Annotated in this window: 26 protein-coding genes; 6 read left to right on the top strand and 20 right to left on the bottom strand. The window is 46.8% G+C overall.

Features of this window, described 5'->3' with window-relative positions:
- The first annotated feature begins 27 nt into the window (after positions 1-27).
- Together B2U56_RS05440 and B2U56_RS05435 are read left to right on the top strand one after the other, a co-directional pair.
- A complete protein-coding gene (locus tag B2U56_RS05440) occupies positions 28-579 on the top strand; it encodes a hydrolase (protein WP_013048732.1) in 552 nt (183 codons plus the stop codon).
- Between the two features lie 35 nt (positions 580-614).
- Positions 615-1,856, top strand: a complete 1,242-nt coding sequence (locus tag B2U56_RS05435) for an NAD(P)-dependent malic enzyme (RefSeq protein WP_286952695.1) — start codon at positions 615-617, stop codon at positions 1,854-1,856.
- Between the two features lie 66 nt (positions 1,857-1,922).
- Here the strand turns inward: B2U56_RS05435 and B2U56_RS05430 are convergent, their stop codons facing one another.
- From B2U56_RS05430 to B2U56_RS05390, 9 genes are all read right to left on the bottom strand, one after another.
- Entirely contained in the window at positions 1,923-2,981 is a 1,059-nt protein-coding gene (locus B2U56_RS05430; RefSeq protein ID WP_286952694.1) for an NAD(P)-dependent alcohol dehydrogenase, read from the bottom strand.
- Positions 2,982-3,339: 358 nt separating this feature from the next.
- Positions 3,340-3,903, bottom strand: coding sequence for a methyltransferase family protein (locus tag B2U56_RS05425; protein WP_286952693.1), 564 nt, complete (start codon positions 3,901-3,903; stop codon positions 3,340-3,342).
- The gene (locus B2U56_RS05420; RefSeq protein WP_286952692.1) at positions 3,893-4,945 is read right to left on the bottom strand and encodes a lysylphosphatidylglycerol synthase transmembrane domain-containing protein; all 1,053 of its coding nucleotides are present in this window, start codon (positions 4,943-4,945) and stop codon (positions 3,893-3,895) included. Before B2U56_RS05420 ends, B2U56_RS05425 begins: the two co-directional genes overlap by 11 nt.
- 14 nt (positions 4,946-4,959) lie before the next feature.
- Entirely contained in the window at positions 4,960-5,538 is a 579-nt protein-coding gene (locus tag B2U56_RS05415) for a D-glycero-alpha-D-manno-heptose-1,7-bisphosphate 7-phosphatase (protein WP_286952691.1), read from the bottom strand.
- Complete coding sequence (locus B2U56_RS05410) at positions 5,532-6,134, bottom strand: hypothetical protein (RefSeq protein ID WP_286952690.1); 603 nt, start codon at positions 6,132-6,134, stop codon at positions 5,532-5,534. Before B2U56_RS05410 ends, B2U56_RS05415 begins: the two co-directional genes overlap by 7 nt.
- Before the next feature lie 3 nt (positions 6,135-6,137).
- Positions 6,138-7,115, bottom strand: coding sequence for a GDP-mannose 4,6-dehydratase (locus B2U56_RS05405; RefSeq protein WP_286952689.1), 978 nt, complete (start codon positions 7,113-7,115; stop codon positions 6,138-6,140).
- Positions 7,116-7,131: 16 nt separating this feature from the next.
- Entirely contained in the window at positions 7,132-7,866 is a 735-nt protein-coding gene (locus tag B2U56_RS05400) for a nucleotidyltransferase family protein (protein ID WP_286952688.1), read from the bottom strand.
- A complete protein-coding gene (locus tag B2U56_RS05395; RefSeq protein ID WP_286952687.1) occupies positions 7,859-8,431 on the bottom strand; it encodes a D-sedoheptulose-7-phosphate isomerase in 573 nt (190 codons plus the stop codon). Before B2U56_RS05395 ends, B2U56_RS05400 begins: the two co-directional genes overlap by 8 nt.
- 58 nt (positions 8,432-8,489) lie before the next feature.
- Positions 8,490-9,185, bottom strand: a complete 696-nt coding sequence (locus tag B2U56_RS05390) for a response regulator (protein ID WP_286952686.1) — start codon at positions 9,183-9,185, stop codon at positions 8,490-8,492.
- Between the two features lie 156 nt (positions 9,186-9,341).
- Between B2U56_RS05390 and B2U56_RS05385 the strand changes: the two genes are divergently transcribed.
- On the top strand, positions 9,342-10,121 hold the full coding sequence (locus tag B2U56_RS05385; protein WP_286952685.1) for a tRNA 2-thiocytidine biosynthesis TtcA family protein: 780 nt from the start codon (positions 9,342-9,344) through the stop codon (positions 10,119-10,121).
- A 68-nt stretch (positions 10,122-10,189) separates the two neighbouring features.
- On the opposite strand, the gene B2U56_RS05380 is transcribed toward B2U56_RS05385, so the two are convergent.
- The 4 genes from B2U56_RS05380 to B2U56_RS05365 form a co-directional block, all read right to left on the bottom strand.
- Positions 10,190-11,137: a SufB/SufD family protein gene (locus tag B2U56_RS05380; protein ID WP_286952684.1), complete on the bottom strand. Its 948-nt coding sequence runs from the start codon at positions 11,135-11,137 to the stop codon at positions 10,190-10,192.
- Positions 11,121-11,894, bottom strand: coding sequence for an ABC transporter ATP-binding protein (locus B2U56_RS05375; RefSeq protein ID WP_286952683.1), 774 nt, complete (start codon positions 11,892-11,894; stop codon positions 11,121-11,123). Before B2U56_RS05375 ends, B2U56_RS05380 begins: the two co-directional genes overlap by 17 nt.
- A 72-nt stretch (positions 11,895-11,966) precedes the next feature.
- The gene (locus tag B2U56_RS05370) at positions 11,967-13,364 is read right to left on the bottom strand and encodes a glucose-6-phosphate isomerase (protein ID WP_286952682.1); all 1,398 of its coding nucleotides are present in this window, start codon (positions 13,362-13,364) and stop codon (positions 11,967-11,969) included.
- 49 nt (positions 13,365-13,413) lie between these two features.
- A complete protein-coding gene (locus B2U56_RS05365) occupies positions 13,414-13,650 on the bottom strand; it encodes a glutaredoxin domain-containing protein (RefSeq protein ID WP_273015652.1) in 237 nt (78 codons plus the stop codon).
- A gap of 264 nt (positions 13,651-13,914) precedes the next feature.
- Between B2U56_RS05365 and B2U56_RS05360 the strand changes: the two genes are divergently transcribed.
- Genes B2U56_RS05360 through B2U56_RS05350 form a run of 3 tightly spaced genes read left to right on the top strand, consistent with a single transcriptional unit; the run spans position 13,915 to position 16,424 of the window.
- Positions 13,915-14,751: a sulfide/dihydroorotate dehydrogenase-like FAD/NAD-binding protein gene (locus tag B2U56_RS05360; RefSeq protein WP_286952681.1), complete on the top strand. Its 837-nt coding sequence runs from the start codon at positions 13,915-13,917 to the stop codon at positions 14,749-14,751.
- On the top strand, positions 14,751-16,166 hold the full coding sequence (gene gltA, locus B2U56_RS05355) for an NADPH-dependent glutamate synthase (protein WP_286952680.1): 1,416 nt from the start codon (positions 14,751-14,753) through the stop codon (positions 16,164-16,166). The genes B2U56_RS05360 and gltA overlap by 1 nt, the downstream gene beginning before the upstream one ends.
- A gap of 42 nt (positions 16,167-16,208) precedes the next feature.
- A complete protein-coding gene (locus B2U56_RS05350; RefSeq protein WP_013048750.1) occupies positions 16,209-16,424 on the top strand; it encodes a hypothetical protein in 216 nt (71 codons plus the stop codon).
- Positions 16,425-16,537: 113 nt separating this feature from the next.
- Here B2U56_RS05350 and fusA read toward each other — a convergent pair whose 3' ends face one another.
- From fusA to B2U56_RS05315, 7 genes are all read right to left on the bottom strand, one after another.
- Complete coding sequence (gene fusA, locus B2U56_RS05345) at positions 16,538-18,619, bottom strand: elongation factor G (protein WP_286952679.1); 2,082 nt, start codon at positions 18,617-18,619, stop codon at positions 16,538-16,540.
- A 165-nt stretch (positions 18,620-18,784) separates the two neighbouring features.
- Positions 18,785-20,257 carry an Asp-tRNA(Asn)/Glu-tRNA(Gln) amidotransferase subunit GatB gene (gene gatB / locus B2U56_RS05340; RefSeq protein WP_286952678.1) on the bottom strand — a complete coding sequence of 491 codons (1,473 nt, stop codon included), beginning with the start codon at positions 20,255-20,257 and terminating at the stop codon, positions 18,785-18,787.
- Positions 20,257-21,726: an Asp-tRNA(Asn)/Glu-tRNA(Gln) amidotransferase subunit GatA gene (gene gatA / locus B2U56_RS05335; RefSeq protein WP_286952677.1), complete on the bottom strand. Its 1,470-nt coding sequence runs from the start codon at positions 21,724-21,726 to the stop codon at positions 20,257-20,259. Before gatA ends, gatB begins: the two co-directional genes overlap by 1 nt.
- A gap of 1 nt (position 21,727) precedes the next feature.
- Positions 21,728-22,021 (bottom strand): Asp-tRNA(Asn)/Glu-tRNA(Gln) amidotransferase subunit GatC, encoded by a 294-nt coding sequence (gene gatC, locus B2U56_RS05330; protein WP_013048754.1) that lies wholly within the window; start codon positions 22,019-22,021, stop codon positions 21,728-21,730.
- A gap of 2 nt (positions 22,022-22,023) precedes the next feature.
- On the bottom strand, positions 22,024-24,078 hold the full coding sequence (ligA, locus tag B2U56_RS05325) for an NAD-dependent DNA ligase LigA (RefSeq protein WP_286952676.1): 2,055 nt from the start codon (positions 24,076-24,078) through the stop codon (positions 22,024-22,026).
- A 17-nt stretch (positions 24,079-24,095) separates the two neighbouring features.
- The gene (lysS, locus tag B2U56_RS05320) at positions 24,096-25,616 is read right to left on the bottom strand and encodes a lysine--tRNA ligase (protein ID WP_286952675.1); all 1,521 of its coding nucleotides are present in this window, start codon (positions 25,614-25,616) and stop codon (positions 24,096-24,098) included.
- Positions 25,601-26,332, bottom strand: a 732-nt coding sequence (locus B2U56_RS05315) for a tRNA-dihydrouridine synthase family protein (RefSeq protein WP_286952674.1), incomplete at its 5' end; no start/stop codon positions are given. The genes B2U56_RS05315 and lysS, both read right to left, overlap by 16 nt.

The following is a 26,332-nucleotide window of genomic DNA, read 5'->3' as shown; positions in this document are numbered from 1 at the left end:
ATTATTTTTATCACAAGGAGGAACGAAATGACTTCTTTGAAACTATCTCGTAAGAACACTCAGTTTCTTATGATCGACCTTCAGGAGCGCCTTCTCCCCGCAATACATGGATTTGAAGAAATAAAAGCCAACGCTCTCCGCCTTGTAGAAGGAGCAAAAGTGTTAGAAGTTCCCTTCACTTACACAGAGCAGTATCCCAAAGGATTGGGAAGCACAGATCGTCAGCTTCTCGAAAAAATTGAGGGAAAAACCGCTTTTCAGAAATTGACCTTTTCCTGTTGCGACGAAGAGGGATTCATCGATATTTTAGAAAAGAATGATAAAAAACAGATTGTCCTATGGGGTATAGAGAGCCACATTTGTGTTCTGGCAACAGTCATGGATCTGATCAAGGCAGGTTTTACCATCTGGGTCGCCGCAGATGCCTGCGGAAGCCGCAACAGGAACAATCATGACCTTGCCCTCAGAACTATGACACAAATGGGAGCAATAGTCGTTCCGACAGAAACCGTGCTCTACCAGTTAATGGAACGGTCTGGCACTCCAGAATTTAAAGCGTTGCTGCCTCTTTTTAAATAAAAAAGTAAGAGGCTTTCTACAAAGGGGGGCTTTTTGTGACTGTGGAACGGCAGAAAGCATTAGAATTGCACCGGAGAGCTCGGGGTAAAATAAAAATGTACCCCACCGTAAACATCAGAAATGAAGAAGATCTTGCCGAAACTTACGTTCAGGGAAGCGCTTACGCTGCTGCAGAAATACAGGAAGATCGTGACAGATCCTATGAATACACAGGGAGAAACAACCGCCTGGCGGTGATTACGGACGGAACATCTGTCCTGGGAATGGGCAATATCGGCCCACACGCCGCGCTGCCTGTTATTGAGGGGAAGTGTCTTCTTTTCAAAAAATTCGGAGATATAAGTGCTATCCCTATTTGTATTGAAGCTCAGAGCGCTGAGGAAATAATCGAAACGGCAAAACATCTGGCCCCTACCTTCGGGGCTATTGATATAGAAGACGTGTCGAGCCCAAATATATCTAACGTTGTAAAAGCGCTGCAGTCTATTGAAATACCTGTCTTTTCTGACGATCAGCAAGGGTCTTCCGCTGTGGTTTTAGCTGCTCTGACAAATGCTTTAGCTGTAGTGGACAAGAAAATAAGCGATATAAAAGTTGTCATACACGGGGCTGGCGCCGCTGGTATTGCTGTAACTGACATGCTTCTCTATGTAGGGGTCGAAAACATTGTCTTGCTGAACAGCAAGGGTATTCTCGGTCCGCAAAATCCTTCTATGAACTCTATTCAGCGGAGTATGTCAGAACGGGTCAATCCTGAGGGATTAAAGGGAAACCTTGATGATGCAATTGAAGGCGCGGATGTGTATGTTGGCCTTTCCTCCAGGGGAAAGTTTTCCTGCGACCAGATCAAAAGGATGAATTCTTCATCCATAGTATTTCCTCTTTCGGTGCCTTACCCTGAAATAACTGAAGAGGAAGCCCGATCAGCAGGGGCACGGATAGTAGCCATGGGTCTTACCTCATGCAAAAATCCAATGCCAAACCTTCACATTTATCCGGGGCTGGTACGGGGACTTCTCGACGTTCGAGCTACAGGTCTCAATAAGAATGTGCTCATGGCTGCCGCGAAGGCTGTTTCAGGAGTAGTTGATAAACGGCGAATGAACGAGAACCACATTATGCCCGACCTTTTTTCTGATGAAACAGCCCCATGTGTAGCGGAAGCTGTAGCGCAATCTGCCATTTCTGAGGGTCTCGCCAGACGTTCGGTGCCGCCCAAGAAGATTTACGATGATACGTGGCAAAGGCTTTTTGGAGGATACTCCCTCCGCGCATAGTTTAAGAACAGAAGGAGGCCCGTTAAAAAGGGCCCCTTCTTTTGTTTAACTATGTGGGAAAAGCAGTTACTCTAACACAACTACAGGTTTAATTAAGTCTTTTGGTTTGTCTTTCATCAGTAGCAACGCTTCTTCCATTTTATCAAAACTATTAAATTCATGGGTAAGCAACAAAGAAGGATCCAGGCGTCCATATTGAACAAGGTTTGCTAAGTTTTCCATACGAACTCTTCCTCCTGGGCATAGCCCGCCGCGGATGGTTTTATGCGCCATGCCACATCCCCACTCAATGCGAGGAATGAGAAGATCTTCGCCTTCGCCAAAATAGTTGACGTTAGAGATGACAGAACCGGGTTTAGCCATTTTTACTCCCTTTTTAATCATGTCAATACCAGGAGCGGCAACAATTACTCTGTCTACTCCCTCTCCATGGGTCAGTTCTATAATCTGATCTACAATTTCTCCATTCCGATAGTTGATGATATCCGTAGCGCCATAGGCCTGGGCAACTTCGACACACTTGGGCCTGCTTCCCACGGCAAATATACGACCTGCGCCAGCAAGAGCCGCCCCAGCCACAGCCATAAGTCCTACCGGGCCAATTCCAATAACAACAACACTCATGCCAAATTGGATCTCAGCCAACTCTACTCCGTGAAATCCAGTTGTAACCATGTCTGTTATCATTACAGCAGCTTTGGGCGAAATCCCATCTGGCAACAACGCAAGGTTCATATCGGCGTCATTAACATGGAAAAACTCTGCGAAAACGCCGTCCTTAAAATTAGAAAATTTCCATCCCGCAAGAAGACCATTTGAATGTTGAGGGAAACCGCGCTGTACAGCTATGGAACGCCAATCGGGAGTAATAGCAGGAACAATAACTCTGTCTCCTGGTTTGAAATCCTTAACTTCTGTCCCAACTTCTTCCACTACCCCAACTGCTTCGTGACCGAGGATCATATCTTTTCTGTCTCCGATAGCCCCTTCAAAAACAGTGTGGATATCAGACGTACAAGGAGATACCGCAAGGGGACGAACTATGGCATCAAAAGGACCTGCAACAGGTTTTTCTTTTTCAATCCAACCTGTCTTTCCAATACCTAACATAGCGAATGCTCTCATAATGTATCCCTCCTTTTTAAAATCTAAACGGGGTAAAAAGGCATGTTTCATTTGTGATTTTTTAAACACACTTCTAATTTAGTCATTATAGACTAAATATTATAAAAAACAATAGAAAAGATATTTTACTATTGTTTTTATTTAGAATTAACCATCTTGTTCTTGAGTTAAAGGGGAGAGTTATTCTCAAGAGGAGAGAACTATTTTCTTTTTTCGGTATTGAGAAAGGATAGCAACTACCCATACTAACTAAAACATAGCCTCAAATAAGCAAAAAGCCCTCAGAGAAAATTCTCTGGGAGCTCGCTGTTTTAAATGCATTTTGAGTTTGTTTAAGTAGCTTTTGAAAGAAATTTTTTTACCACTTAAAGCGGGAAAGAAGAAGGGCCGTCCCCGCAAGGGTAACCCATAAAGAGTGTCTTTCACTTCTCCAGACGATGGACCAGTCATAGGGTCCATGAAGACGATCCCCTGGCCAAAAAGAAGGAATAAAACGGCCTGCCGATTGGCGGTATACAGAGTAGGCCTCCCCAAATTTTTTTTCGAGGAAGGATTCTTCGTAGGGAACTATCCATACCCCATAGATAAGAAAGAATGAGGTTAGGAAAAGGGCTACAACTAACGGCCCGGCTAATAGGGCCCATCCAAGGCCTATGAGGCCATTTCCCACATAGAGAGGGTTTCTTACAAAAGCGTAAGGGCCCCAGGTTACAAGTTGTTCTGCCCCTACTTTTTCTCCCCTGTATTTCACAATACAGCCCGAAGCCCAAAAACGTATAAGTTGACCTAACGCAACAAGAAGCAGTGACGGAACCAATCTACTCTTCTCCGGGCTGGCCAAAAGTAATATGAGAAGGTAAAGTGCCGTCCATAAACCTCCTCGCAACTTGAAGATGAGGGCACGAAGGGCATCACGCGTCATTTTCAAATTTTCCTCTTTCTTCCATAAAAATCTGTTCGCTTACTCCCCATCCTAAAAGACGAATAGCTACAGCCGCTCCCATGCCAATTGCCAGATACTCTGTAAAAAAACGCCAGAGAATGGCCATAACTCCTGCGATATGCCAAGGGACAAGAAGTCCAAATAGAGCGGCGCCGCCGCCTTCTGCTACTCCGCTCGCCCCTGGAGTTGGAACGAAATAGAGTACAAACATGAACACAGCTTGGGCCATGAAGGCCTGCAAATAGTGAACAGGAAGCCCTACGGCCCAGATCAGGCAGGGCAAGACAGAGAAGAGACAAAGAAGATGAAGAGCGGAGAGAAAGACAGCCCAAATAAAATGTGGAAACCCAGACGAGAAAAAGAGGCGGAAATTTTCACTGTAATTATCTATCTCAAGGTTAATCCGTCTGATAACAGCAAGAACCTTGAGATGTTTCACTATCCCAAAACGTTTGAGCCAGAGGGTCAATATTTGCCCCCATTTTTTCATAAGCTTTGGCCTTGTAAGGCTAAGAACAACCAGTATCCATGAAACCCCTACAAAAACGGCCACGTAGGTGAAGATGCTTTTTATAAAGAGACCCGTGCCCAAAAGTTCAGGTTCCAAAAGGATGGCTAGAGGCACCACTATGCCTAACAGAAGAAGAGTAAGAAGGGTGCGGGTGAGGGTAATTGCCACTCCCTTTCCAATAGGCATGTCCCTTTTATAGAGCACAAATACCTGAAAGGGCCCCCCGCCGCTTTGCATAGGCGTTACCGCACAACCAAAGTAATGGAGCCAGGTCAAAACCAACCCAAGACGAAAACTGATATGTTCTGAAGCTGCTTTGGCAATAGCACAAAAACGCATTGCATCACAACACCAGGCGCATATCACAAGAGCAAAGACTAGAAGCAAAACAGACTTCCGGGCTGACAACAGCATTCTGACAGTACCTTGATCCACGCTAGATAGAAGAACCAAGGCGCTGACTCCAAATGTCAATGTTAAAAATATCAATAGTCCTTTTCGTAATGACACAGGAGACACACCTCTCATTCAATCCCATGGACTCTTTCAATGAAACATGCCGCTTCGAAGAGCCCATTTACAACATTTACAGACAAACACCTTCTCTCTTGCTCGAATTCAGCGCCATAACCTGTTCGCACAAGTATAAAGGGACATCCCGTGTTCTCGGCTAAAAGGAAATCTGGCTCATTATCCCCTATGATCCAGCTTCTTTTCAAGTCTATGGATAAATCTTCAACAGCATTAAGCACCATGTCAGGGAAAGGCTTTCGACATCTACACTGCCGCCTGTAACGACCTATCGTTGCTTCCGGATGGTGCGGGCAATAATAAAAAGCATCGATAGAAGCTCCTTCTTTCTCTAATTCACGCTGTATAAATCGGTGACTTTTTTGCACAAAGTTTTCATCGAAACAACCTCTTGCAACACCGCTCTGGTTGGTCACCACAACAAGCAGATATCCTAATTCTTTCATTTTCTTAAGAGCTAAAGCAGCTTTAGGGATAAGCTTTATCCTTTTCAAATCGTCTAGATAAGGAACATGCTCTATCAATGTTCCGTCTCTGTCAAGAAAGACTGCCGGTACCATCTTTTCTACCATGCTTTCCCGTGGGCAAGGGAGCGAAGATTCTCTATATAGGAATGGAGGCCCTCAAGTGATGGATTTATTTTTTCACGTATTATGCCGGCTGCTTCTGCATGCTTCCGTTCTTTCATAAATTCCGAAGTTCGCTCCAGATCATCTATCAAAGCTTCCCGATGAGCTTCAAACTCTTCATCCATTCTTTCTCTCTCTTCTACCGGGAGAAGGATCTGTAATTGGTATATGGTTTCCAACTGCCAACAGATGCCTTCCACTGCATTTATCAATGCCGTCATAGCGTCATCTGCCTGTTTTTTATCTAAAGCGGAAGCGCCTTTATCCATAGTGTCAATTATTGTTATGAGGTGTTTTTCAGAGTTTTCCAGAGATTCCATAACAAGTTCCTGAACAGACATGCTTATAAAATTGACCATAACAATTTCTCGAAGAGCTTTAAATGCTTCCTCTTCTATGGCTACACCATCAGCCTCAATGAAGCGAAGCACTTTTCCTTCATTTGAAAGGATCTCTTTCACCTCTCTGAGCATGTCTTCCCTATCTCTTGATTTGCTTGAACGTAAAGGTACCCTTTTGTCATCAATGGATGTGATCAAACCTTATTCCCCCCCTTCTGGTGCTTTTGAGAGTTCTGTTTTCCACCATTCGATCATGTCCTCTACGGTTTCTCTCAAGGCCCGATGAGGTTTCCAGCCTGTGTGTCTCTCTATTTTTGAAAGGTCATTCCAATAGATAAGTTCGTCTACAGATCTGACAAGAGATAAGTCCCGCACAACTTGCACCGATTTCGAACATCCTGAAAGGACGATATCAAGAAGTTGCTGCATGGATACGGCATCTGCACCGGAGATATTGTAAGCTTCGCCGGCTTTCCCTTTTTCCTGAAGGGCCCAAAACCCCTCCACTGCATCGCGAACGTCGAGGAAAGCACGCTTCGTATGAAGATTGCCCACATGAAATTCCGGGCCAATAATACCAAGGTCGATCTGCGCGCGCCTTCGGGTAAAATCCGAAACAACCTCTCCAGTGCGGCGAAGCCCAACACAATTTCCAATTCTCAATCGAATAATATCCAGGCCATGGGCATTAAAATACGTAGACCCCAGCAAGTCCTGGGCTGCTTTCGACATGCCGTAGACATGAGCCGGCCGGAAGGGCTGGCTCTCTGTGACAGGAGCCTCTGAAGGGTCTATAAATCCGTATGCCGCCGTTGAAGAAGCCAGAAGTACCCGTGTTCCTCGAAGGTCGAGATGAAGCATGGCCTCAACGAGGTTCAACGTGCCCATTACATTCGACTCAACAGTATATTCAGGTTCTTTATAGGAAACCATTGGATAACTTTGAGCCGCAAGGTGGTATATGACATGGGGACGCACTTTCTGAAGAGCGTCTTCCAGGTGGGAGCGCTGTCTGACATCAATATTGAAGAGCCCCTTCGCATAAGATGCGGGAACGCTCATATCGTTAGTAGGCCGAAAGTAAGAACCCCATACCTCACAACCTTTTTTTGCAAGAAATTCAGAGAGATGGCTGCCAATAAACCCGCCAATACCTGTAATAAAGACTCTTGTCACCATTTTTATAAACACCTTCTTATGAGCTAAGGGAATTTATGAACTGAGGAATCTCCATCTGACTTTTTTCATAATCTTCAGGAACGCCAATATCGATAAAGTATCCCTTCGCTTCAAAAGCATATACATCCTTCCCGTCGTTAAGCAATGAGGGCAATACGTTTTTTTCCCAGGAAAGCCGCCCTTCCGGGAGAGGTTCCAATATGGAGCGCTTTACAATATACATGCCGCCATTTACAAGCCAATGGCCATCACACCCTGCCTTTATGGAAGGGTTTCCAAAACGCAACACCCGATTCTGTTTGTCTACCTCTACTGGATCGGTTCTTTCTATGGAAGGCCATTTACGCAACGCAATGAGTACATCAGAGTCAAGTTTTCGACTCTGGTGGAACATTTGTTCTATGTTTACGTCAAGCAATGTATCCCCATTAAGGAATAAAAAACGCTCTTTTTGAATGAGAGGAAGGGCGTACCGCAAGGCCCCTCCTTTATCAAGTGGCTTTGGCTCAAGGCTATACTCTATAGAGAGCCCCCATTTCTCGCCATTCTGGCAGTACTCAATGATTTGCTCTGATTTATATCCAAGAAGCAAGACACATTGACCTATCCCTTTTTGTCGAAGGAAGAGGAAGAGCCAATGCAAGAAAGGTTTGCCGTCTATTGGGGCAAGGGATTTGGGACAATCTGATACGACACGTCTGAGACGCGTCCCCAGCCCACCTGCAAGGATAACAGCAAGTTCATCACCCATTGGAACAAAGGGCCTCCTCTATTAAACCGCAGATTATATGTCCCCACGTAATGTGAAGCTCCTGAATTCGGGGGGGGTGAGACGATGGGGCTGTAAGAAGAAGAGAAGCGATCCTTGCTAAATCTCCGCCATTTTCACCAGTCATGGCTATTGTCTCAATACCCTTCTCTTTCGCCCACGTCAGAGCTTTGACTACATTGGGACTTGCGCCGCTTGTAGAAATTCCAATAACGATGTCTCCTGGCGCGGCCAGTGCTTGCAGCTGCCTGAGAAAGATATTTTCATATCCGTAATCGTTAGCAAGGGCTGTGATAGTGCTGGGGTTTGTTGTTAATGCCACGGCTCGCAACGCTTTTCTGTTTTTTTCAAAGCGACCTACAAGTTCTGCTGCCAAATGTTGCGCATCTGCTGCTGAACCGCCATTCCCCAAAAAGAAAGCGGTTCCTCCGTGAGATAGCGCTTGTATTATTAACTGGGAAGCTGATGCCACTTTTTCTGCTAAAGATAAAGCCGCAATTTTGACATTAATCGATTCCTGAAGTTGCTTCTGCACTTTTTCGATCATGTAACCAATCTCCTCCAGCTCTTCTTCGAGGGCTATTCTACCACGTAGTGAAAGAAAGTTATCTTTCTATAAGGGCGCCCCCATTTACTATCTGGTGCAAAGATTCCGGCTGAAGCTGGGCAAAGCCTATGCGCCATGCCAAAATAGCGGCTTGGGTCCTATCACGCAAATCAAGTTTTTTCAGGACGTGGCTCACATGGTTTTTTACAGTTTTTTCTGAGAGAACCATTTTACTAGCCACTTCAGAATTGCTCAGGCCCTGAGCTAACCAGTAAAGAATCTCTTTTTCTCTGGGGGTCAGTTCATAGAGCTGGTCATTTTCTTCCTTACGTCTTGAAAATGACGTTAGAAGCTTTCCTGCTACCTGGGGATCTACATAAGGCTGGTTTCGATTGGCAGATCGAATGGCTGATAATAGTTCTACCCTTCCGGATGCCTTGAGGACAAAGCCTAAGACTCCTACAGAAGAAAGGGCTGAAAGGCTGTCTTCATCGTCTTTAGCACTAACTGCAACAAATTTAATGCCATGAGATAAGCTATTTAGTTCTCTGACTAATTGTATTCCATCTTTTTTGGGCATATTTATATCAAAAAGAAGGATATCCGGTTTTTTTTCTCGTACAACCTTAAGAGCTTCTTCTCCATCGCCAGCTTCGCCTATGACCTCAATATCGGACTCGTACTCTAATAATTTCTTTACCCCATCCCTAAAGAGTCTATGGTCATCCGCTATTACAAGGCGTATAGAATCCATGATTCCACCTCCGCATAATACTCTGTGAGCCTATTCGCGCCTATGATATAGTGTAAATATAGTGGTGAAAAAGAATTTTAAAAATTTCATCTTTAGGCTAGGCCCATAGTCCCAATTATATTACCACATTCCATAATAGAAAAAGAGAGATAGAACATGATAGATAACATACAAGAGAAACGGGATCTTCAACTTCAGCCTATGCTGCGCAAACGATTTGGGAAAGCCCTCGGTGATTTTTCAATGATCGAAGAGGGGGATAGAATACTTGTTGGACTTTCTGGAGGCAAGGATAGCCTGTTTCTCCTCGCTGCCCTGACCGCCTTCCGAAAAAAGTCTCCCCGCCGCTTCGAATTAGGAGCATGCACTGTGGATATTACAGGCGGAGAGATGGCAACCCGTCCCCTTTCTGAATTCTGCCGTAGCCTTAACGTAGAACATTTCGTGACCATTTATCCTATTTCAGAGATAATAAAAAAAAGAGAGGAGAAATCACCTTGCAGCTTCTGTGCCAACATACGGAGGGGCATTATAAGTTCAGAAGCTGTGGAACGTGGATATAACGTTCTCGCATTGGGGCATAACCTTGATGACGTAGCCGAAACAGTGCTCATGAACCTTTTTCAGACTGGCCGGTTTAAAAGCTTCAAGCCCAAGTTCTGGCAAAGCCGAACTGGCCTGTGGGTTATCAGGCCCCTTATATACATTGGGGAAAAAGACATTATGAAGGAGGCCCAGCGGCTACATTTGCCGGTGACAGAAGATAAATGTCCCTTTTCCCTTCATACTCAGCGAAGTAGAACTCGTACGCTTATAGAAAACCTTGCAAGAGAGAATCCAAGTATTAAAAAGAACATTATCCACGCTCTTTCGTCAGTGCGACTTTCAGATGTCTGGAAGATAGAACAGGGGAGTCAGATGAATAACGGGGGATAAGACGAAAAAAGAGCCGTCTCTGAAAATGAGGCGGCTCTTTGCTTATGTTCGATTTTGCAGTTCAATGCTTATTTTAAAAGTCCTGAGACGATCATATCGATGGCCTGGTCTGAAGAAAGACCCTTCGCCATAAGACCAGCTATTTTATCATCTGCGATACGTCCAATGGCCGCTTCGTGGGTTACTTCCGCTTCAGGATGGGATGCCCTCACCACTGGGGAGGCATCGGCCACGGCTTCTCCTTGAACTACTTCTGTGCAATCCACATGGCCTTTAGCGCCAGATGCCGCACCATCTATCATACCGAGGAAACTTCCCACACTGCGCCCCTTCAAAACTGTCCGGGTTTTTATAAGGGCTGAACTATTCCGTCCAGAGAGCTTTACCACATCCTGAATCTTTATGGTGTCATCATCCTTGCCATAGACCTTCGACGTCAATTCTACTCGGCTTCCTTCTCCCGCGGCGTCTATGTCGATTTTAATATCGAGAGAGCCTACCCTTCCCTCGATAAGTGAGAAGTCGTTTACATAACGTCCGCCTTTTTCGACCTTCACTTCTGTGACAGGACGAACCTCCATCTGGCTCTTTGGGCCATGAAAATGAAGTTCTTTGTAGGTTACGTCAGCTCCCTCACCTATTTCTACCACACCCTTCATGGCGTGAAGAAACTTTTCCGCATGGGGAAAGACGCAATGGGCTAAAAATTCAACATGTGCTCCACGGCCGACAGTGATGTGGCTGTCTATAATTTGACGACCTTCTTTTCGGACATCGCCGAAGCAAAGATGGACAGGATCTGTTAAGCGAGTCCCTTCCTCTACTTCTATAACAGCCCTTACCCCGTCCTCTGTTTCATAGGCTTCGATATGAACGCCCTCTACTTCATGATAATCAACAACCTTGTTTGCGCCGATGAGAGCATAGGCTCCCTTCCGATGGTTGAAATAATTGTACCCAGGGACACTGGCCGCTATGGTTAATATTTCTTGAAATTCTTTACTGATTTTTGGCACGGCCCATCACCTCGTCAAGAACTCCCTTTCGGCCCATTTGCTCTTCCTCGCAGCCTTCGCAGGGCCGACACTGAGACATGAAATATCGCTTCACGGCAGCAGCGCTTCCCTCGAGAATAATACGCCCATCACACATGAGATAGGATCGGTCACACCCGGCGGCTACGTCTTCGCGGTGGGTTATGACCATAACGCCGCTCCCCTGGTCGGCAAGAAGACGTAAAAGCCCCAAGACTTCTCTCAAGGCAAGAAGGTCTACTCCTGAATCCGGTTCATCAAGAATTGCAAGGCGCGGTTTCATAAGGTAAATGGAGGCCAGCTCTATTCTTTTGCGCTCCCCGCCTGATAAACTTTTATCTATGGCTCTGTCGAGAAAGAGAGAGCTCATCTGTACAAAATCCATGGCCTCTTCAAGGTTCCGTTCAGAGCTGTTTTGAGGCCCTATACGCAAATAATCCCGGATGGAAATACCCTCGTACCGCGCCGGCATCTGCCACGCCAATGTCAGCCCAGCCTTGGCACGATCAGTTATAGACCAGCTCGTAATGTCCTCTCCGAGAAAAGATATAGAGCCCTTCACAGGAATATAGTCTGGCAACCCCATTAGAGCATAGGCAAGACTTGATTTTCCGGCCCCATTTCGGCCAAGGACGCCTGTTACTTCCCCTGACTCCACTCGCAAACTTATATCTTTAAGTATGGTAGCGTTATCCCTACGCACCGTTATGGAATCAACTTTGAGGAGCGATGTATCCACGTTTCTCCAATCCCTTCTTTTATGAACTTAACTTCGAGAAAGCCTGCCCTCTCAAAACACAGAAGTATTGTATCACTTTTCCTCTATTGGAACGGTAATAGTCCGGGAAGAAAGGATCTTTGAAAAACGAGCAACTTCTTGAGCCTGTACTTCGAACCCCGACCTTCCCATCAAGGCAAAAGTATACTCTTTGCCAAGTTCTACCCCTGGCTGATCGAATGGATTGATATCCATGATAAACCCGGTAAGAGCTGTTGCATACTCCAACAGATAGATCAGAGCTCCAAGGTAGAACGCATTCAACTCCGGAATCTCCAGCCAAAGCACAGGCCGCCCTGCTTTTACAAGGGATGACGCAGTGGAAAGCTGTTCTGAATATCGCAACATGTTCATTGACTGGCCAAAAAGATAGGAAAGAGAAGTGAGGCTTTTCTCTTCTGCATGTGGAATAACGATATCTTCCTTGAGAGAACTTACGTGTAACAGCAAAAATAATTTATCGTCAGGGCCTTCTGTGTAAAGCTGCAGTTGTGAGTGCTGATCGATAGTTCCGAGGGCTTTTATTGGCGTTGATCCCTTTCCTTCCTTTCCGAGGCTTTCCCCCCAGAGCTGGGCAAACCATTCGCTCAACATAGAAAGGCTGTCAATATAAGGCATAAAAACGATCATGTTTCTTTTTCGGATAAAATGAAGCCATGAAATGGCGGCAAAGACCCAGGCAGGATTCCCTTCCATGTCATGTTCATCTGCAAGAAAGTCTGCCATTTTCCGGGCTCCTTCAAGAAGGCTATCTGTATCCGCTCCCAGAACCGATGCAGAAAGAAGTCCTACTGGAGAAAGCACTGAATAGCGCCCCCCTACATTGGGTGGAACAGGCAAAACGGCGCAGCCTCTTTCTTTCGCAAACTCTCGGAGTATCCCTTTTTCAGGGTCTGTGATAATGATTGTCTGGCGAGCGGCCTGCTCTGCCCCTACAGTTTGTTTCATTTCTTCCCAGAAGAAAAGGAAATTGGCCATAGTTTCTGCAGTAGCACCAGACTTGCTGACAACGATCAGGGCAGTATGGCGAGGGTCTACTCGATCCCAGATGGCTCTATTCTCTTGGGGATCAACATTATCAGCCATGTAGAAACGTGGACGGGGAAGAGTTGGACTCATCTCATTCCAGTATGGAGGCAAAAGGGCGTTATGAAGCATCAGGTTTCCCAGAGCCGACCCGCCAATACCTATCTGAATCACATCAGTCATAGAAGAGAGCCGCACAGCCAGATCATTGATTTTTTTATATTCATTGTGGGGAAGAAGAAGCCACCCCGAACCTTCAAGTTTCAGCTCGGAGCGGCTTCTCAATAAAACATCTGCCTTTTTAATAAGAGGAGCAAGATTCAGAAGCTCCTGGAAGGTCGTTGCACCTGATGTCAGATGTTCGCCTAACGCAGCTCCGTAATGAAGTTTAAGCAAACTCTTCATACCATATCCTCCCTCTCATTTTTAAGACAGAAAAGTTGTCCTTTCTATATCACTTTCCTATCTTGGCGAGTTCAGCGTCAATAGCCGTTCTGTCAAAACCTACAATGTATACATCGTCAAACTGAACAACGGGCACTCCCATCTGCTTGGTTCTTTTTACCATATCCATAGCGGCTTCTCTATCTTTTGCTACGTCAACGACTTCAAATTCTACGCCTTTTGAAGTAAGATACTCCTTGGCTTTTGTGCACCAGGGACACGTGGGTGTTGAATAAACCTTAATCATTATTTACATCCCTCCGTCTGAGCGGTTTTTATACATACCCCTAATAGGTATATTATAGGGTCACCCTTCATTCGTCAAGCCAGAAAGCAGGTCCTTTATTTTTTGTACAAAGCCACAAACAAACGGGTTTTTTTGATGTTACAATGGAACATATTTTGTATTGACAAAATAAATATAACATATAATGTATCAACTTGAGAGCAGATAACATAACCCCTAATAACATAACCCCTAGTATATCTTCGCAAATGAGGAGGAAATAAAGTGTACAAAATAATATCAAAAAAGCTTGTCGTTCCCAAGGAGTTCGATGTATGGGTCGAGGCTCCGAGAGTGGCGCGACATGTTAAGCCCGGGCAGTTCGTCATTATTCGTACGAACCCCCAGGGAGAGCGTGTCCCTCTCACCGTGGCAGACTATGACCGAGAGAAGGGTCTGATTAGAATGATTTTTCAGACCGTTGGAAAGACCACAGCTGAGTTTGCCGACATGAATGTGGGAGACTGTTTGACCGATATTCTTGGCCCTCTGGGGATGCCCAGCGAGATCAAAAATTACGGTACAGTTCTTATGGTTGGAGGCGGAGTGGGCATTGCAGCCCTTTTCCCCATTATCAGAGCGCTGAAGGAAGCCGGAAACAAGGTTTACACGATCCTTGGCGGAAGAACTAAAGATCTCGTTATTATGAAAGAAGAGTGTGAGAAATACTCAGATGAGCTTCTCATCACCACAGATGACGGATCTGCCGGCAAAAAGGGTGTCGTTACCGATGCTATGGTGGAGCTTGCTGACCGCGGAGTGAAAATTGACCAGTCATGGGCTATAGGCCCCTCCATCATGATGAAATTTGCCTCATTGAAAGCGAAAGAGCTCGACATTCCCATGTTCGTGTCATTGAACCCAATCATGATCGATGGAACAGGCATGTGTGGCGGTTGCCGGGTAACCATTCATGACCAAATCAGATTCGCCTGTGTCGACGGGCCAGAATTCGATGGCTGGGGCGTGAACTGGAACGAGTTTATGAACCGCATGCGCCAGTACAAAGACGAAGAGAAAATGTCTTTGGAAAAATATAAGGCTGAAATGGGTGAAGAGTAATGGCTTTAGATATTGCCCCGAAAAGACTTCCCGTTCCTGAGCAGTCCGCTGAGGAACGAATTAAGAATTTTAACGACGTTGTTATTGGCTATAGCATTGAAGAGGCAGTGACCGAAAGTGCTCGGTGCCTTCAGTGCAAGAATGCTCCCTGCATTAAAGGCTGCCCGGTCAGTATTGATATTCCTGGATTTCTGAAGGCCATTAAAGAAAAGGACCTTGAGAAATCATGGGATATTATCAGTCAATATACGAACCTTCCAGCTGTCTGCGGCCGTGTTTGCCCCCAGGAAAAACAGTGTGAAGGTGTTTGTACTGTAGGGAGAATCAAAGGATACGAACCTGTTTCCATCGGCAAAATGGAGCGGTTCATAGCCGACTGGAAAGCAGAACATGGCAGCAAGGTCGCTCCTAAAGTTCCTGAGCAGACAAAGGGCAATGTGGCCGTTGTGGGATCAGGGCCTTCAAGCCTTACAGTAGCCGGAGACCTTGCCAAGATGGGCTACAAGGTTACAGTCTACGAAGCCCTTCACGCGGCTGGCGGAGTGCTAATGTACGGTATTCCCGAGTTCCGTCTTCCCAAAGCTATTGTGCGCAGGGAAATAGAGAACATCAAGGCCCTTGGCGTGAAGATCGAGACTAACGTTGCTGTAGGACGAAGCGTCACCATCAAAGAGCTTCAGAGCCATTTCGATGCTGTTTACATCGCTACAGGAGCTGGAACTCCTCACTTTATGGGGGTTCCCGGAACCAGCTTGAACGGTGTCTATTCCGCAAGCGAGTATCTCACCCGCATAAACCTTATGCACGGATACGAGTTCCCCAAATATGACACCCCCACCAAAGAATCTGAAAAGGTGGTCGTTGTGGGCGGTGGAAACGTAGCCATGGATGCTGCCAGATCTGCTCTTCGCCTTGGCGCAAAGAGCGTTCAGGTTGTCTATCGCCGTTCCCTTGAAGAGCTCCCCGCTCGTATCGAAGAGTATCACCATGCAGTGGAAGAAGGCGTGGTTTTCAACTGGCTTACCAATCCTGTGGAGTATGTAGGAAACGAGACGGGAAACATAGTTGGAGTGAAATGCATACGCATGGAACTTGGCGAACCTGACGCATCTGGACGCAGACGGCCTCAGGAAATCAAGGGCAGCGAGTTTACAATTGAAGCAGATACCATTATCGAAGCTATTGGTCAGGGCCCCAACAAAGTGCTGCTTAGTGCCTTCCCAGAGCTGAAGCTCAACAAAAAAGGTTACATTGACGCTGATCCCGAAACGGGCCAGGCAGATCCTGAATGGGTCTTCGCCGGCGGAGATATTGTAACAGGTGCCGCTACTGTCATTCTTGCCATGGGTGCAGGAAAGAAGGCTGCAGAAGCCATAGACAAGTACATTACAGAGAAGAAAGCTGCTGGCAAGTAAGAGAAAAGTCTTCTTTTACAGAAGCTGAGGAGGGATGCTGAGATGTCTATTGATGAGAAAAAGGCTTCAAAATGGGAAGATTTTCGCGTAAGGACATTGGAGATAGCAGCTCGGCGTAACAATTCGGACTTTGAAAAGTATATCGGGTCTTTAACAGAACGAGCGTGGAAACATGTGCTATCTGAAGGAAAGCTCAATCCCGATCTGGCAGAAGCAACTATGTGGAAGTTCTTCTGCGAAGATCAGAAAAACCGATAACTCTACTTTTCTGAATAACTCAGCTAAAAAGCATAACGAATAAGAACCAGGGCCTCGACTTAAAAGTCGAGGCCCTGGTTCTTTATGTCCATTTTTAAGAAAAATGTTCTATTTTATTCCTCTTCTTCTTCTTTCTTATGCTCTTCAATAACTTTCTTTGAAACATCTCCAGGTACTTCTTCATAATGGTCGAATTCCATTGTAAAAGTACCTCTTCCGGAGGTCATAGACCGAAGCACTATGGCGTATTTAAACATTTCAGAGAGGGGAACCTGAACTCGAACCACCTGCAGACGGCCATGGCTGTCGATTCCAAGAATTCGTCCGCGGCGGCTGTTCATGTCTCCCATGACGTCGCCAAGGTAATCTTCAGGAACAACGACTTCCACTAGCATAATGGGCTCAAGGAGTACAGGGCTGGCTTCAAGAATGCCTTTTTTGAAGGACATGGAAGCCGCTATCTTAAAAGCCATTTCAGAGCTGTCTACATCGTGGTAAGACCCGAAGAAAAGCTCTGCTTTGAAGTCTACCGTGGGGAATCCAGCCAGTGGTCCTTTGACCAGGGCTTCCCGCAATCCTTTTTCTACGGCTGGGATAAAGCTCTTGGGGATGGCCCCGCCTACTACCTGATCTTCAAATACAAATCCCGCTCCCCGTTCGAGAGGTTTGTAGCGAATGTGGACATCGCCGTACTGTCCCCGTCCACCAGTCTGTTTCTTATATTTTCCCTGGGCTTCTGCTGTCTTTCTGATCGTTTCTCTATAGGGAACCTGAGGTGTTCTGGTTTCAAGTTCCACTCCATATCTTTCACGGATACGGGAGAGGAGGATTTCAATATGCATATCACCCATGCCGGAGAGGACATTGTCTCCTGTCTCTGGGTTCTTAGCGAAGGTAAGAACGGGGTCCTCTTCCAGAATTTTGTGGAGTGCATTGGAAAGTTTATCTTCATCTGCCCTGCTCTTTGCCATAACGGCAACGCTATAGACGGGTTTAGGGAACTTGATTGGGGGAAAGGTATAAGCGGTACTCTTCACTCCCAGCGTATCCCCTACCTGTGTGCTGTGAAGCTTGGGAATGGCGATGATATCGCCGAGAATAATTTCTTTTTCATCTAGGCCATCTTTACCCCTCATGGCCTTAAAGGAACTGATACGCTCCTCTTCTTCCCTAGTAACATTATAAATACTGCTGTCACTGGATAGATGTCCTGAATTAACTCTTATATATGAAAGTTTTCCTACATAGGGGTCGACCATGATCTTGAAGCACAGGGCTGAGAAAGGAGCTTCAGGATCAGGATCGATATTAATAACTTCATCGCCCTTAAGAGCCTGGCGGGGGCGTGATTCCAGCGGGGAAGGAAACATGTCGCCCAGGAAATCGAGAACCTGGTGGACACCTATATTGGCTGTCCCTGACGCAGGGAGAACTGGGAAAATCTGACGTTCCCGAATGGCTTTTCTTGCAACTTTAACGATTTCCTCATGAGAGATCTCGTCTCCTTCGAGATACATCATCATAACTTCATCGTCAGCTTCTACAACGGATTCTATTAGGGATTCCCTGGCAGCTGATACTTCATCAACCATCTCTGCAGGGATAGAAATCTCTTTGAATGAACCTGACCCATCTGTAACGTACTCATAGGCCTTCTGGTTCAATATGTCCACAACCCCCTTGAATGATGCTTCTTTCCCTATGGGGAGGAAAAAGGGGACTGCCTTGTCAGATAACTGTTTTTTAATATCGTCTAGAGTTCGTGCATAGTCCGAGTTCTCGCGGTCAAGCTTGCTTACTACGAAAGCAACCGGTATGGAAAAATCCTCAGCATACTCGTAGGCCTTTCCTGTCTGGACTTCTACACCATGGAGACCACTCACTACAGCCAAAGCAGAGTCTGAGACTCTCATAGCTGAACGCATTTCACCAATGAAATCAGCGAATCCTGGCGTGTCGAGAAGATAGAGTCTTTTCCCGTTCCGCTCCAATGTAACAAGTGCAGTATTAATGGAAATCTGTCGCTTCTGCTCCTCTGCTCCAAAATCTGCGACGGTGTTGCCGTCTACGACATTCCCCATACGGTTTATGTCACCATTTGAAAAGAGCATCGCTTCTACAAGGGATGTCTTTCCGGCCCCACCGTGAGCTGCAATGGCAACACTTCTAATGTCTTCAGGTTTGCGCGTTCCCATACCCTACTACCTCCTCTATTACACCCGACTGCTACCACTTCAGCAACTCAGACAGCAAGCCGGCAGATTTTTTTGTTTTGATTTACACCGTATCATCTTACGCATAGCTATAAGGATAGTCAATAAAGAGAAGGACAGGGAACGGGCTCCCTGCCCTTTTTGCTCCTATTCTTCTAGAAGTTTCGCCAAAAGTGAAGCAGCTTCTCTGGGATCAGTCTGTCCTCGGGCTTCTTTCATAATGAGTCCCTGAAGGAATTTCTGCTTTTTACCCTTTTTATCCTGACCGCTCTTAATGGTTTCCACCACATCAGTGTTGTTTTCAAGGATATTTCGTATCATTTTCTCAAGATCGGAGCCAGAAATTCCGCCTTCCTCAACTCCACAGATATTCATGGCTTCTTCAAGAGAGACCTTCTTTGCTGCCATTGTATCAAAAACTTCTCTCGCAGCGGTTGTTGAAATTTTGTTGTCATCAACTTTTGCGATAAGTTGGGCAAGCACAGAAGCATCTACTGGGAATTCCGTAATATCAATTTTTTGATCGTTCATGACTCGCAGCACTTCCGTTCGAACCCAGTTAGAGGCTCGAAGGGGGCTTGCACCGGCCTTGACGCAGGCTTCATAAAAATCCGCAAGAGCCATATGCTCAGAAAGAATCATGGCATCAGTTTCATTCAACTCATAAAAAGACATGAAACGCTCCATCTTCTGCCATGGGAGTTCAGGCAATGTGTTTCTAACTTTCTCAACATACCCTTCCGGAAGAATCAAAGGGGGAAGGTCAGGTTCAGGGAAATAGCGGTAGTCATGAGCTTCCTCTTTGCTTCGGGTTGCCCTTGTCACCCCTTCCACATCATCCCAATGACGGGTTTCCTGAGTTATTTCCCCCCCCTCCGCCAAAAGCTGGCTCTGTCGTTTTATTTCATACTCGAGAGCTCGCTCAAGGGCTCGAAGGGAGTTCAGGTTCTTTATTTCTGCGCGGTTCCCCCATCGTCCATCGGAACATTTGACTGAGATATTGGCATCCACCCGCAAAGACCCTTTTTCCATGTCGCCATCAGAAACGCCGAGGTACCGAACAAGCTGGCGAAGGCGTGTTACATACTCCTTCGCTTCTGCCGCAGACCGGATGTCGGGCTCCGAAACTATTTCTGCCAGGGGAATGCCGCCTCTGTTGTAATCCACAAAAGACTGATCGGCTCCTACGAGACGCCCGTCTGATGCCTCATGTACAAGCTTTCCAGCGTCCTCTTCAAGGTGAAGTCTCGTGATGCCTATCCGGTAATTTCCCCCTTCTTCTGTGGAAACATCCACATATCCTTTTTCAGCGATGGGGAGATCATACTGGCTGATCTGATAGGCTTTGGGCAAATCCGCGTAAAAATAATTCTTCCTATGGAACCGCGTAGCTGTATTAATAGTACAGTTCAGCGCCAAGGCTGCCTTAACTCCGTATTCTACCGCTTTGGCATTAAGGGCTGGAAGGCTGCCGGGCAAGCCTAGACAGGCTGGACACACATTCGTGTTCGGGGCGACTCCAATATAGTCTGTGGAGCAAGAGCAGAAGAGTTTGCTCTTTGTAGCAAGCTGTACGTGGATCTCAAGACCAATTACAGGTTTAAAAGTTAAATCAGCCATTAGCGAACACCTCCCTGGGCAATAGGTGCGCAACCGAAGGTTTTCTCGTGTAGAGAAGCTGTGGACAGCAGCCCTTCTTCATCCCACCATTGGCCGATAAACTGTACTCCGAGAGGCCGGCCGTCAGCGGAGAACCCCGCGTTAAGAGAGAGGGCTGGAAGTCCGGCCAGGTTGACTGGCAATGTAAAGATATCGGCCATGTACATCTGGATAGGATCGTTGATGAGTTCTCCTTTTTTAAAGGCAGGCGATGGCGCTGTAGGAAGAAGTATGGTATCCACGGAGCCAAAAGCTTTTACAAACTCCTGTTTTATGAGCTGCCTGGCCTTCTGGGCCACCAGGTAGTAGGCATCATAGTATCCCGAACTTAACACGTAGGTCCCCACCAGAATACGCCGTTTGACCTCAAGGCCAAATCCCTGGGCCCTGGTCTTCGTATAGAGATCGAGAAGAGACTCTGCATCGGTGCTCAAGCCATACCGCACCCCATCAAAGCGAGCCAGGTTAGAACTTGCTTCTGCCAGAGCCAGAATGTAGTAACAGGGCAAGCCGTATTCCACCATTGTGGGAAGTGTGATCTCAACAATTTCAGCCCCCTGCCCTTCGCAAAACTTCAGTGTCTGATCAAAAGCCTTCCTGACCTCGCGGTCTATGGCATACTCCTGTATTTCTTTTATAACGCCGACCCTTCTCCCTTTGAGGGATTCTGCATTGAGAGCCTTGGTATAATCTGGGCGAGGACGGCAACTGCATGTGGAGTCAAGCTCATCTTTCTGAGAGATGGCGTTGAGTACGAGGGCCAGATCCTCCACTGTCCGGGCAAAGGGACCTATCTGGTCGAGGGATGAAGCAAAAGCCGCAAGACCCCGTCGGCTTACTAGCCCGTATGTCGGTTTGAAACCATAAATACCGCAAAAAGCGGCTGGCTGGCGAATAGACCCGCCTGTATCGCTTCCGAGGCTGAAAGGAACATATCCTGCGGCAACAGAAGCTGCGCTTCCGCCTGAACTGCCGCCTGGGACGCAGTCAAGCTTCCAGGGGTTGGACGTTGCGCCATAAACAGAGTGTTCCGTAGTTCCCCCCATGGCAAACTCGTCGAGGTTGGTCTTTCCCATAAGTACTGCCCCAGCTTCGGCCAACAATTCTATAACTGCCGCGTTATAGGGTGGTTTCCACTGCATCAGCATTTTACTGGCGCAGGTGGTTGGAATTCCCTTGGTACACATATTGTCCTTTACTACAAAAGGAACTCCTGCGAGGGGAGGAAGTTTTTTCCCCGACGCCACGGCTTCGTCTACAGCCTTGGCCTGGGCCATGCCTGACTCTTCAGTGATAGTGAGCATAGCCGATATCTGGGGCTCTAGCTCCCCTGCCCTGGCCAAACATGATAAAAAGACCTCACTGGCTGAGAATTTCCCCTCATGAATGCCCCGGGTTATTTGGGCGGCGGAAAGTTCATAGAGCTTCATGTCACTCCTCCTCCACTATCCGGGGAACCCGGAAGAAATCTTCATAACGATGAGGAGCTTCAGCCAAAACATCCTCCCGTACAGAGCTGTCTATAGCTCTGTCTTCTCTCCACGGAATATTTTCTTCCACCTTGAGGGCAAAGGCATCTATCCCTTCGAGGTCAAGTTCATTAAGCCTATTGAAATAAGTCATTATTTCTTCAAAATGCTGGTGCATGGCCTGAACTTCGTCTTCTGTTATTTCAAGACGGGCAAGGGCCGCAACATGCCGAATATCATCTGCTGAGACCGCCATGGTCACTCCTCCTTCTCAATACTATCCGTATGTTTCGAAAATACCCTCTCGTAAGGGCGGATCATTTGTAAGAACTCTTCCTCATTTATAATGGTTATGCCAAGTTCCCTGGCTTTCTGCAGCTTGCTGCCAGCACCTGGACCAGCCACCACTATCGACGTTTTCTTGCTTACACTGGATGAACTCGCCCCTCCAAGGTTCTTTACAAGGGCTTCAGCCTCTCCCCTGGACATGGATTGAAGTTCACCTGTAAAAACAAAACGCTGGTCTTCGAGGGGCCCCTCCCCACTTGACATGCTTTTTTCTTCTGCCATCCGAACTCCAGCGTCCTTAAGGCGCGAAATCATCTCTTTGTTCGCTTCATCGTCAAAAAAAGCCTTTATAGAAGCCGCTATCTTGGGACCAACCCCATCTATAGAAGAGAGTTCCTCTTCTTGGGCTGACGATAAAGCATCAAGGCTATGAAAACGATCGGCAAGTATTTCTGCCACTTTTTTTCCGACAAGACGAATTCCCAGAGCCGTAATGAGATTTGAAAGAAATCTGTTCTTAGAAACACTCAAAGCTTGCAACAGGTTTGAAGCAGATTTATCCCCCATTCTATCCAGGGAAAGCAAGTCTTCACGCTTCAACGTGTAAAGGTCAGCCATGTTCCTAATAAGCCGCCTGTCTATAAGCTGCGTAATGAGTTTATCTCCCAGTCCACGAATGTCCATGGCTGCTCTTGAAGCAAAATGAGCAACTCCTTCTCGAAGCTGGGCCGGGCACGATGCCCTGTTAGGACACCGCAGGGCAACTTCGCCAGGGATTCGCATGACATGGGATCCGCAGGCAGGACATGTATCAGGCATCTGGAACTCAACTTCATTTCCATCCCGTTCCTCTGTCAGAACCCTTACCACTTCCGGGATGATCTCACCTGCTTTACGAACAACTACTTTATCTCTTATGCGGATATCTTTTCTGCGAATTTCATCTTCATTATGCAAGCTGGCCCTTCTCACTACAGTTCCGGCAAGATGGACCGGTTCGAGGTGGCCCACTGGAGTGAGAGTCCCTGTGCGGCCCACAGAAACCTCTATATCGAGGATTCTGCTTGTTTTTTCCTCTGGCGGATATTTAAAGGCAATAGCCCAGCGAGGAGCTTTTGCTGTGGTGCCCAGATCTTCCCAAAAATCAACCTGATTGATCTTCAGAACTACACCATCAGTACTATAGGGCAGGGAGAATCGCTTTTCCCGCCACTCCTCTATAAATGCGTCAATATCCTGCCGTGTGCTGCATACTCCCCATGCACTCTGCACTGGAAATCCCAAATGCTGAAGCCAATGGAGAACCTCTTGTTGGGTCCGTAATCCATGCTCCTGGGGATGGGCTACATAATAGAGAAAGATTGAGAGTTTTCTCGACGCTGTAATTGACGAGTCAAGCTGACGAAGACTCCCGGCTGCGGCATTTCTCGGATTAGCGAAAAGGGGCTCTCCCCCTTCTTCCCGTTCCTGGTTCAACGCCGCAAACTGTTCCCTCGTCATCAACACCTCTCCGCGAACTTCCATGCGGCCTGAAACCTTCTCTCTGAGACGAAGAGGCAAAGAACGGATCGTTCTCAAGTTTGCCGTTACATCTTCCCCTACCAGCCCATCGCCGCGAGTGGCTCCCCGGATAAAAACACCATCCTCATAAATAAGAGAAACAGCCAAACCATCTATTTTCAGTTCGCAAAGATACTCCAGATTGCCAAGCCCCAACCCAGAAAAGACACGGTCACAGAACGACCATACCTCTTCTTTAGACAAAGCGTTATCAAGGCTGAGAAGGGGGCTCTCATGAATCACTTTCTCGAAACGATCAAGGGGGGCTCCTCCAACGCGGTGTGTGGGAGAATCAGGATCGTCAAATTCAGGGAAAGCTTCTTCTAAAGAGGTCAATTCCCTGAAGAGAGCATCATACTCATGGTCTGCTATTTCCGGGGTATCGAGAACATAGTAGAGATGGGCATGGCGATTGATTTCTTCCCGCAGAGCTTCGATACGTTGCAGTGCTTCCCTCCGATCCACTGAAACAAGCCTCCCCTTTACGCTTTTGGACGCATGGCTGGGAAGAGAATGACGTCTCGTATTGAGCGGGAGTCCGTTAAGAACATGACAAGACGGTCAATCCCTATGCCAAGTCCCCCTGTAGGAGGCAAGCCGCATTCAATTGCGTTAATGAAGTCCTCATCAAAAACGTGGGCTTCCTCATCTCCCGCTTCTTTTTTACGAAGCTGGTCAAGAAAACGCTCTCTCTGATCGAGGGGGTCGTTCAGTTCGCTATAGGCATTTGCCACTTCTGAGCCACAAATAAAAAGCTCAAAACGATGGGTGTAATCAGGATCTTCAGGGTCTCTCTTCGCCAGAGGGGAAATCTCTGTGGGGTGACCTATAACAAACGTAGGCTGAACAAGTTTATCCTCTACGTAGGCTTCGAAAACTTCGTTCAGTACCGCGAACCGGCTCTCCGTGCCCTTGAGCTCCACTCCCTTTTCATCGGCAATTTTCCGCGCTTCTTCATCTGTCTTTATGGTTTTGAAGTCTATTCCCGTATACTCTTTAACAAGGTCGAGCATGGTCACCCTGCGGAAGGGTTTACTGAAATCGAGCTCGATTCCCTGATAATTGACAACAAGACCATCAACTGCCAACGCCGCATTTCGAACGAGCTCTTCAGTAAGATCCATCATGTCGGAGTAATCAGCGTAGGCCCAATACACTTCCATGAGAGTAAACTCAGGATTGTGCATCGTGTCAATGCCTTCGTTCCTAAAGTTTTTGCCAATTTCAAAGACTCGGCCAAACATCCCCACCACAAGACGTTTGAGGTATAGCTCCGTAGCGATGCGAAGGTACATATTCGCATCAAGGGCATTATGGTAGGTCTGGAAGGGACGGGCATTCGCTCCTCCAGCCAAAAAAGAAAGAATGGGCGTTTCAACTTCCAGAGTCCCATGATCTATAAGGGTCTTTCTCATAGAAGCAATAATATCGGATCTTTTTCTGAAAGTATCCCTTACATCAGTGTTAACCATTAAATCGAGATACCGTTGACGATAGCGAACCTCTGTGTCTTTCAGACCGTGCCATTTTTCCGGAAGAGGACGGAGGACCTTGGAAAGAAGGGTGCACTCCTTTACGAGAATTGTGAGCTCACCCCGCCTTGTTCTGAAGGGGATTCCGACAACGCCAACAAAATCTCCGTTATCCACCCATTTTTTTGCGAAGCCATAAGCTTCTTCTCCCATGGCATTAAGCTGGAAATAAAGCTGCATGGTATCTGTTTCGTCCTGGAGGTTCGCAAACATGGCCTTTCCGTGTTTGCGGAGGGTCATTACACGGCCTGCTACAGAAAGGATTGCATCCTCATCTGCTTCATCTATTTCAAGATGATCAAAGCGTTGGCGAACATCATTCAATAGATCTGACCGCTCCCATCGCTCTATAAGGAAAGGATCATAGCCCTCCTCTTCTCTTAGCCTTGCCAGTTTTTCTTTTCTTTGACGAAAAATTTCTTCCTCTGGCAGAGCGATTTCTTCTGTTTTGATTTCTAAGTTGGCCGACACAACATGTCTCTCCTTTCGAAATAGTGCTCGCAGCCGCTCATGAGATCCCGAAGTGCGTTCCAGCCATGTAGACATGCGCAGTCCCTTCGAAGTTCTGCTATTCCAGGAATGCTCTTAAACATACCGGAGAGAAGCCGCTTTATCAAAATTTCAGCCAGTCTGGGGCTGGCCATTTCTGCTATATGGTCCCCCAACTCAACAAGCAAAGATATTTGCAACCCTATTGAAGGACATAACAATCTATTATCTACCGAAAAGCCCAAAGCTGCCAGTGTCTGTGGAAAAATAAATGGATCTTTCAAGGCCCCTCGGGCTATAAAAACGGAAACGCATCTTTTTTCCAGATAATCCAAGGCTTCTTGGGGGGTAAAAACATCCCCGCTGGCACTAATCATATCTGGAAAGGTTTCAGCCAGATCAAATACACTCTGGCGATTAGCCACCCCCGCATACCGCTGGGAAGGGGTACGACCATGTACACAGACGTTATCTGCTCCGGCAGAGAGCAGCTTTTCACAAAATGACGCCGTCATAGAAAATCCCCGCTCCGAATATATTCGGGTTTTAACCCAGACAGGGGCACCCAGTTCTTTCAGTGATTTCACCATAGATGTCGCTTTTTCTGGGTCTTCAAGCAAGCGGGAACCTGCCCCCTTTTTAAGAACTTTAGGCATAGGGCAGGCCATGTTGATCCCTAGAGCGGCAAATCTGCCAGG

The organism is Aminobacterium sp. UBA4987 (genome assembly GCF_002396985.1).
GTDB lineage: Bacteria > Synergistota > Synergistia > Synergistales > Aminobacteriaceae > Aminobacterium > Aminobacterium colombiense.
This window is presented reverse-complemented; position numbering and strand designations above follow the sequence as displayed.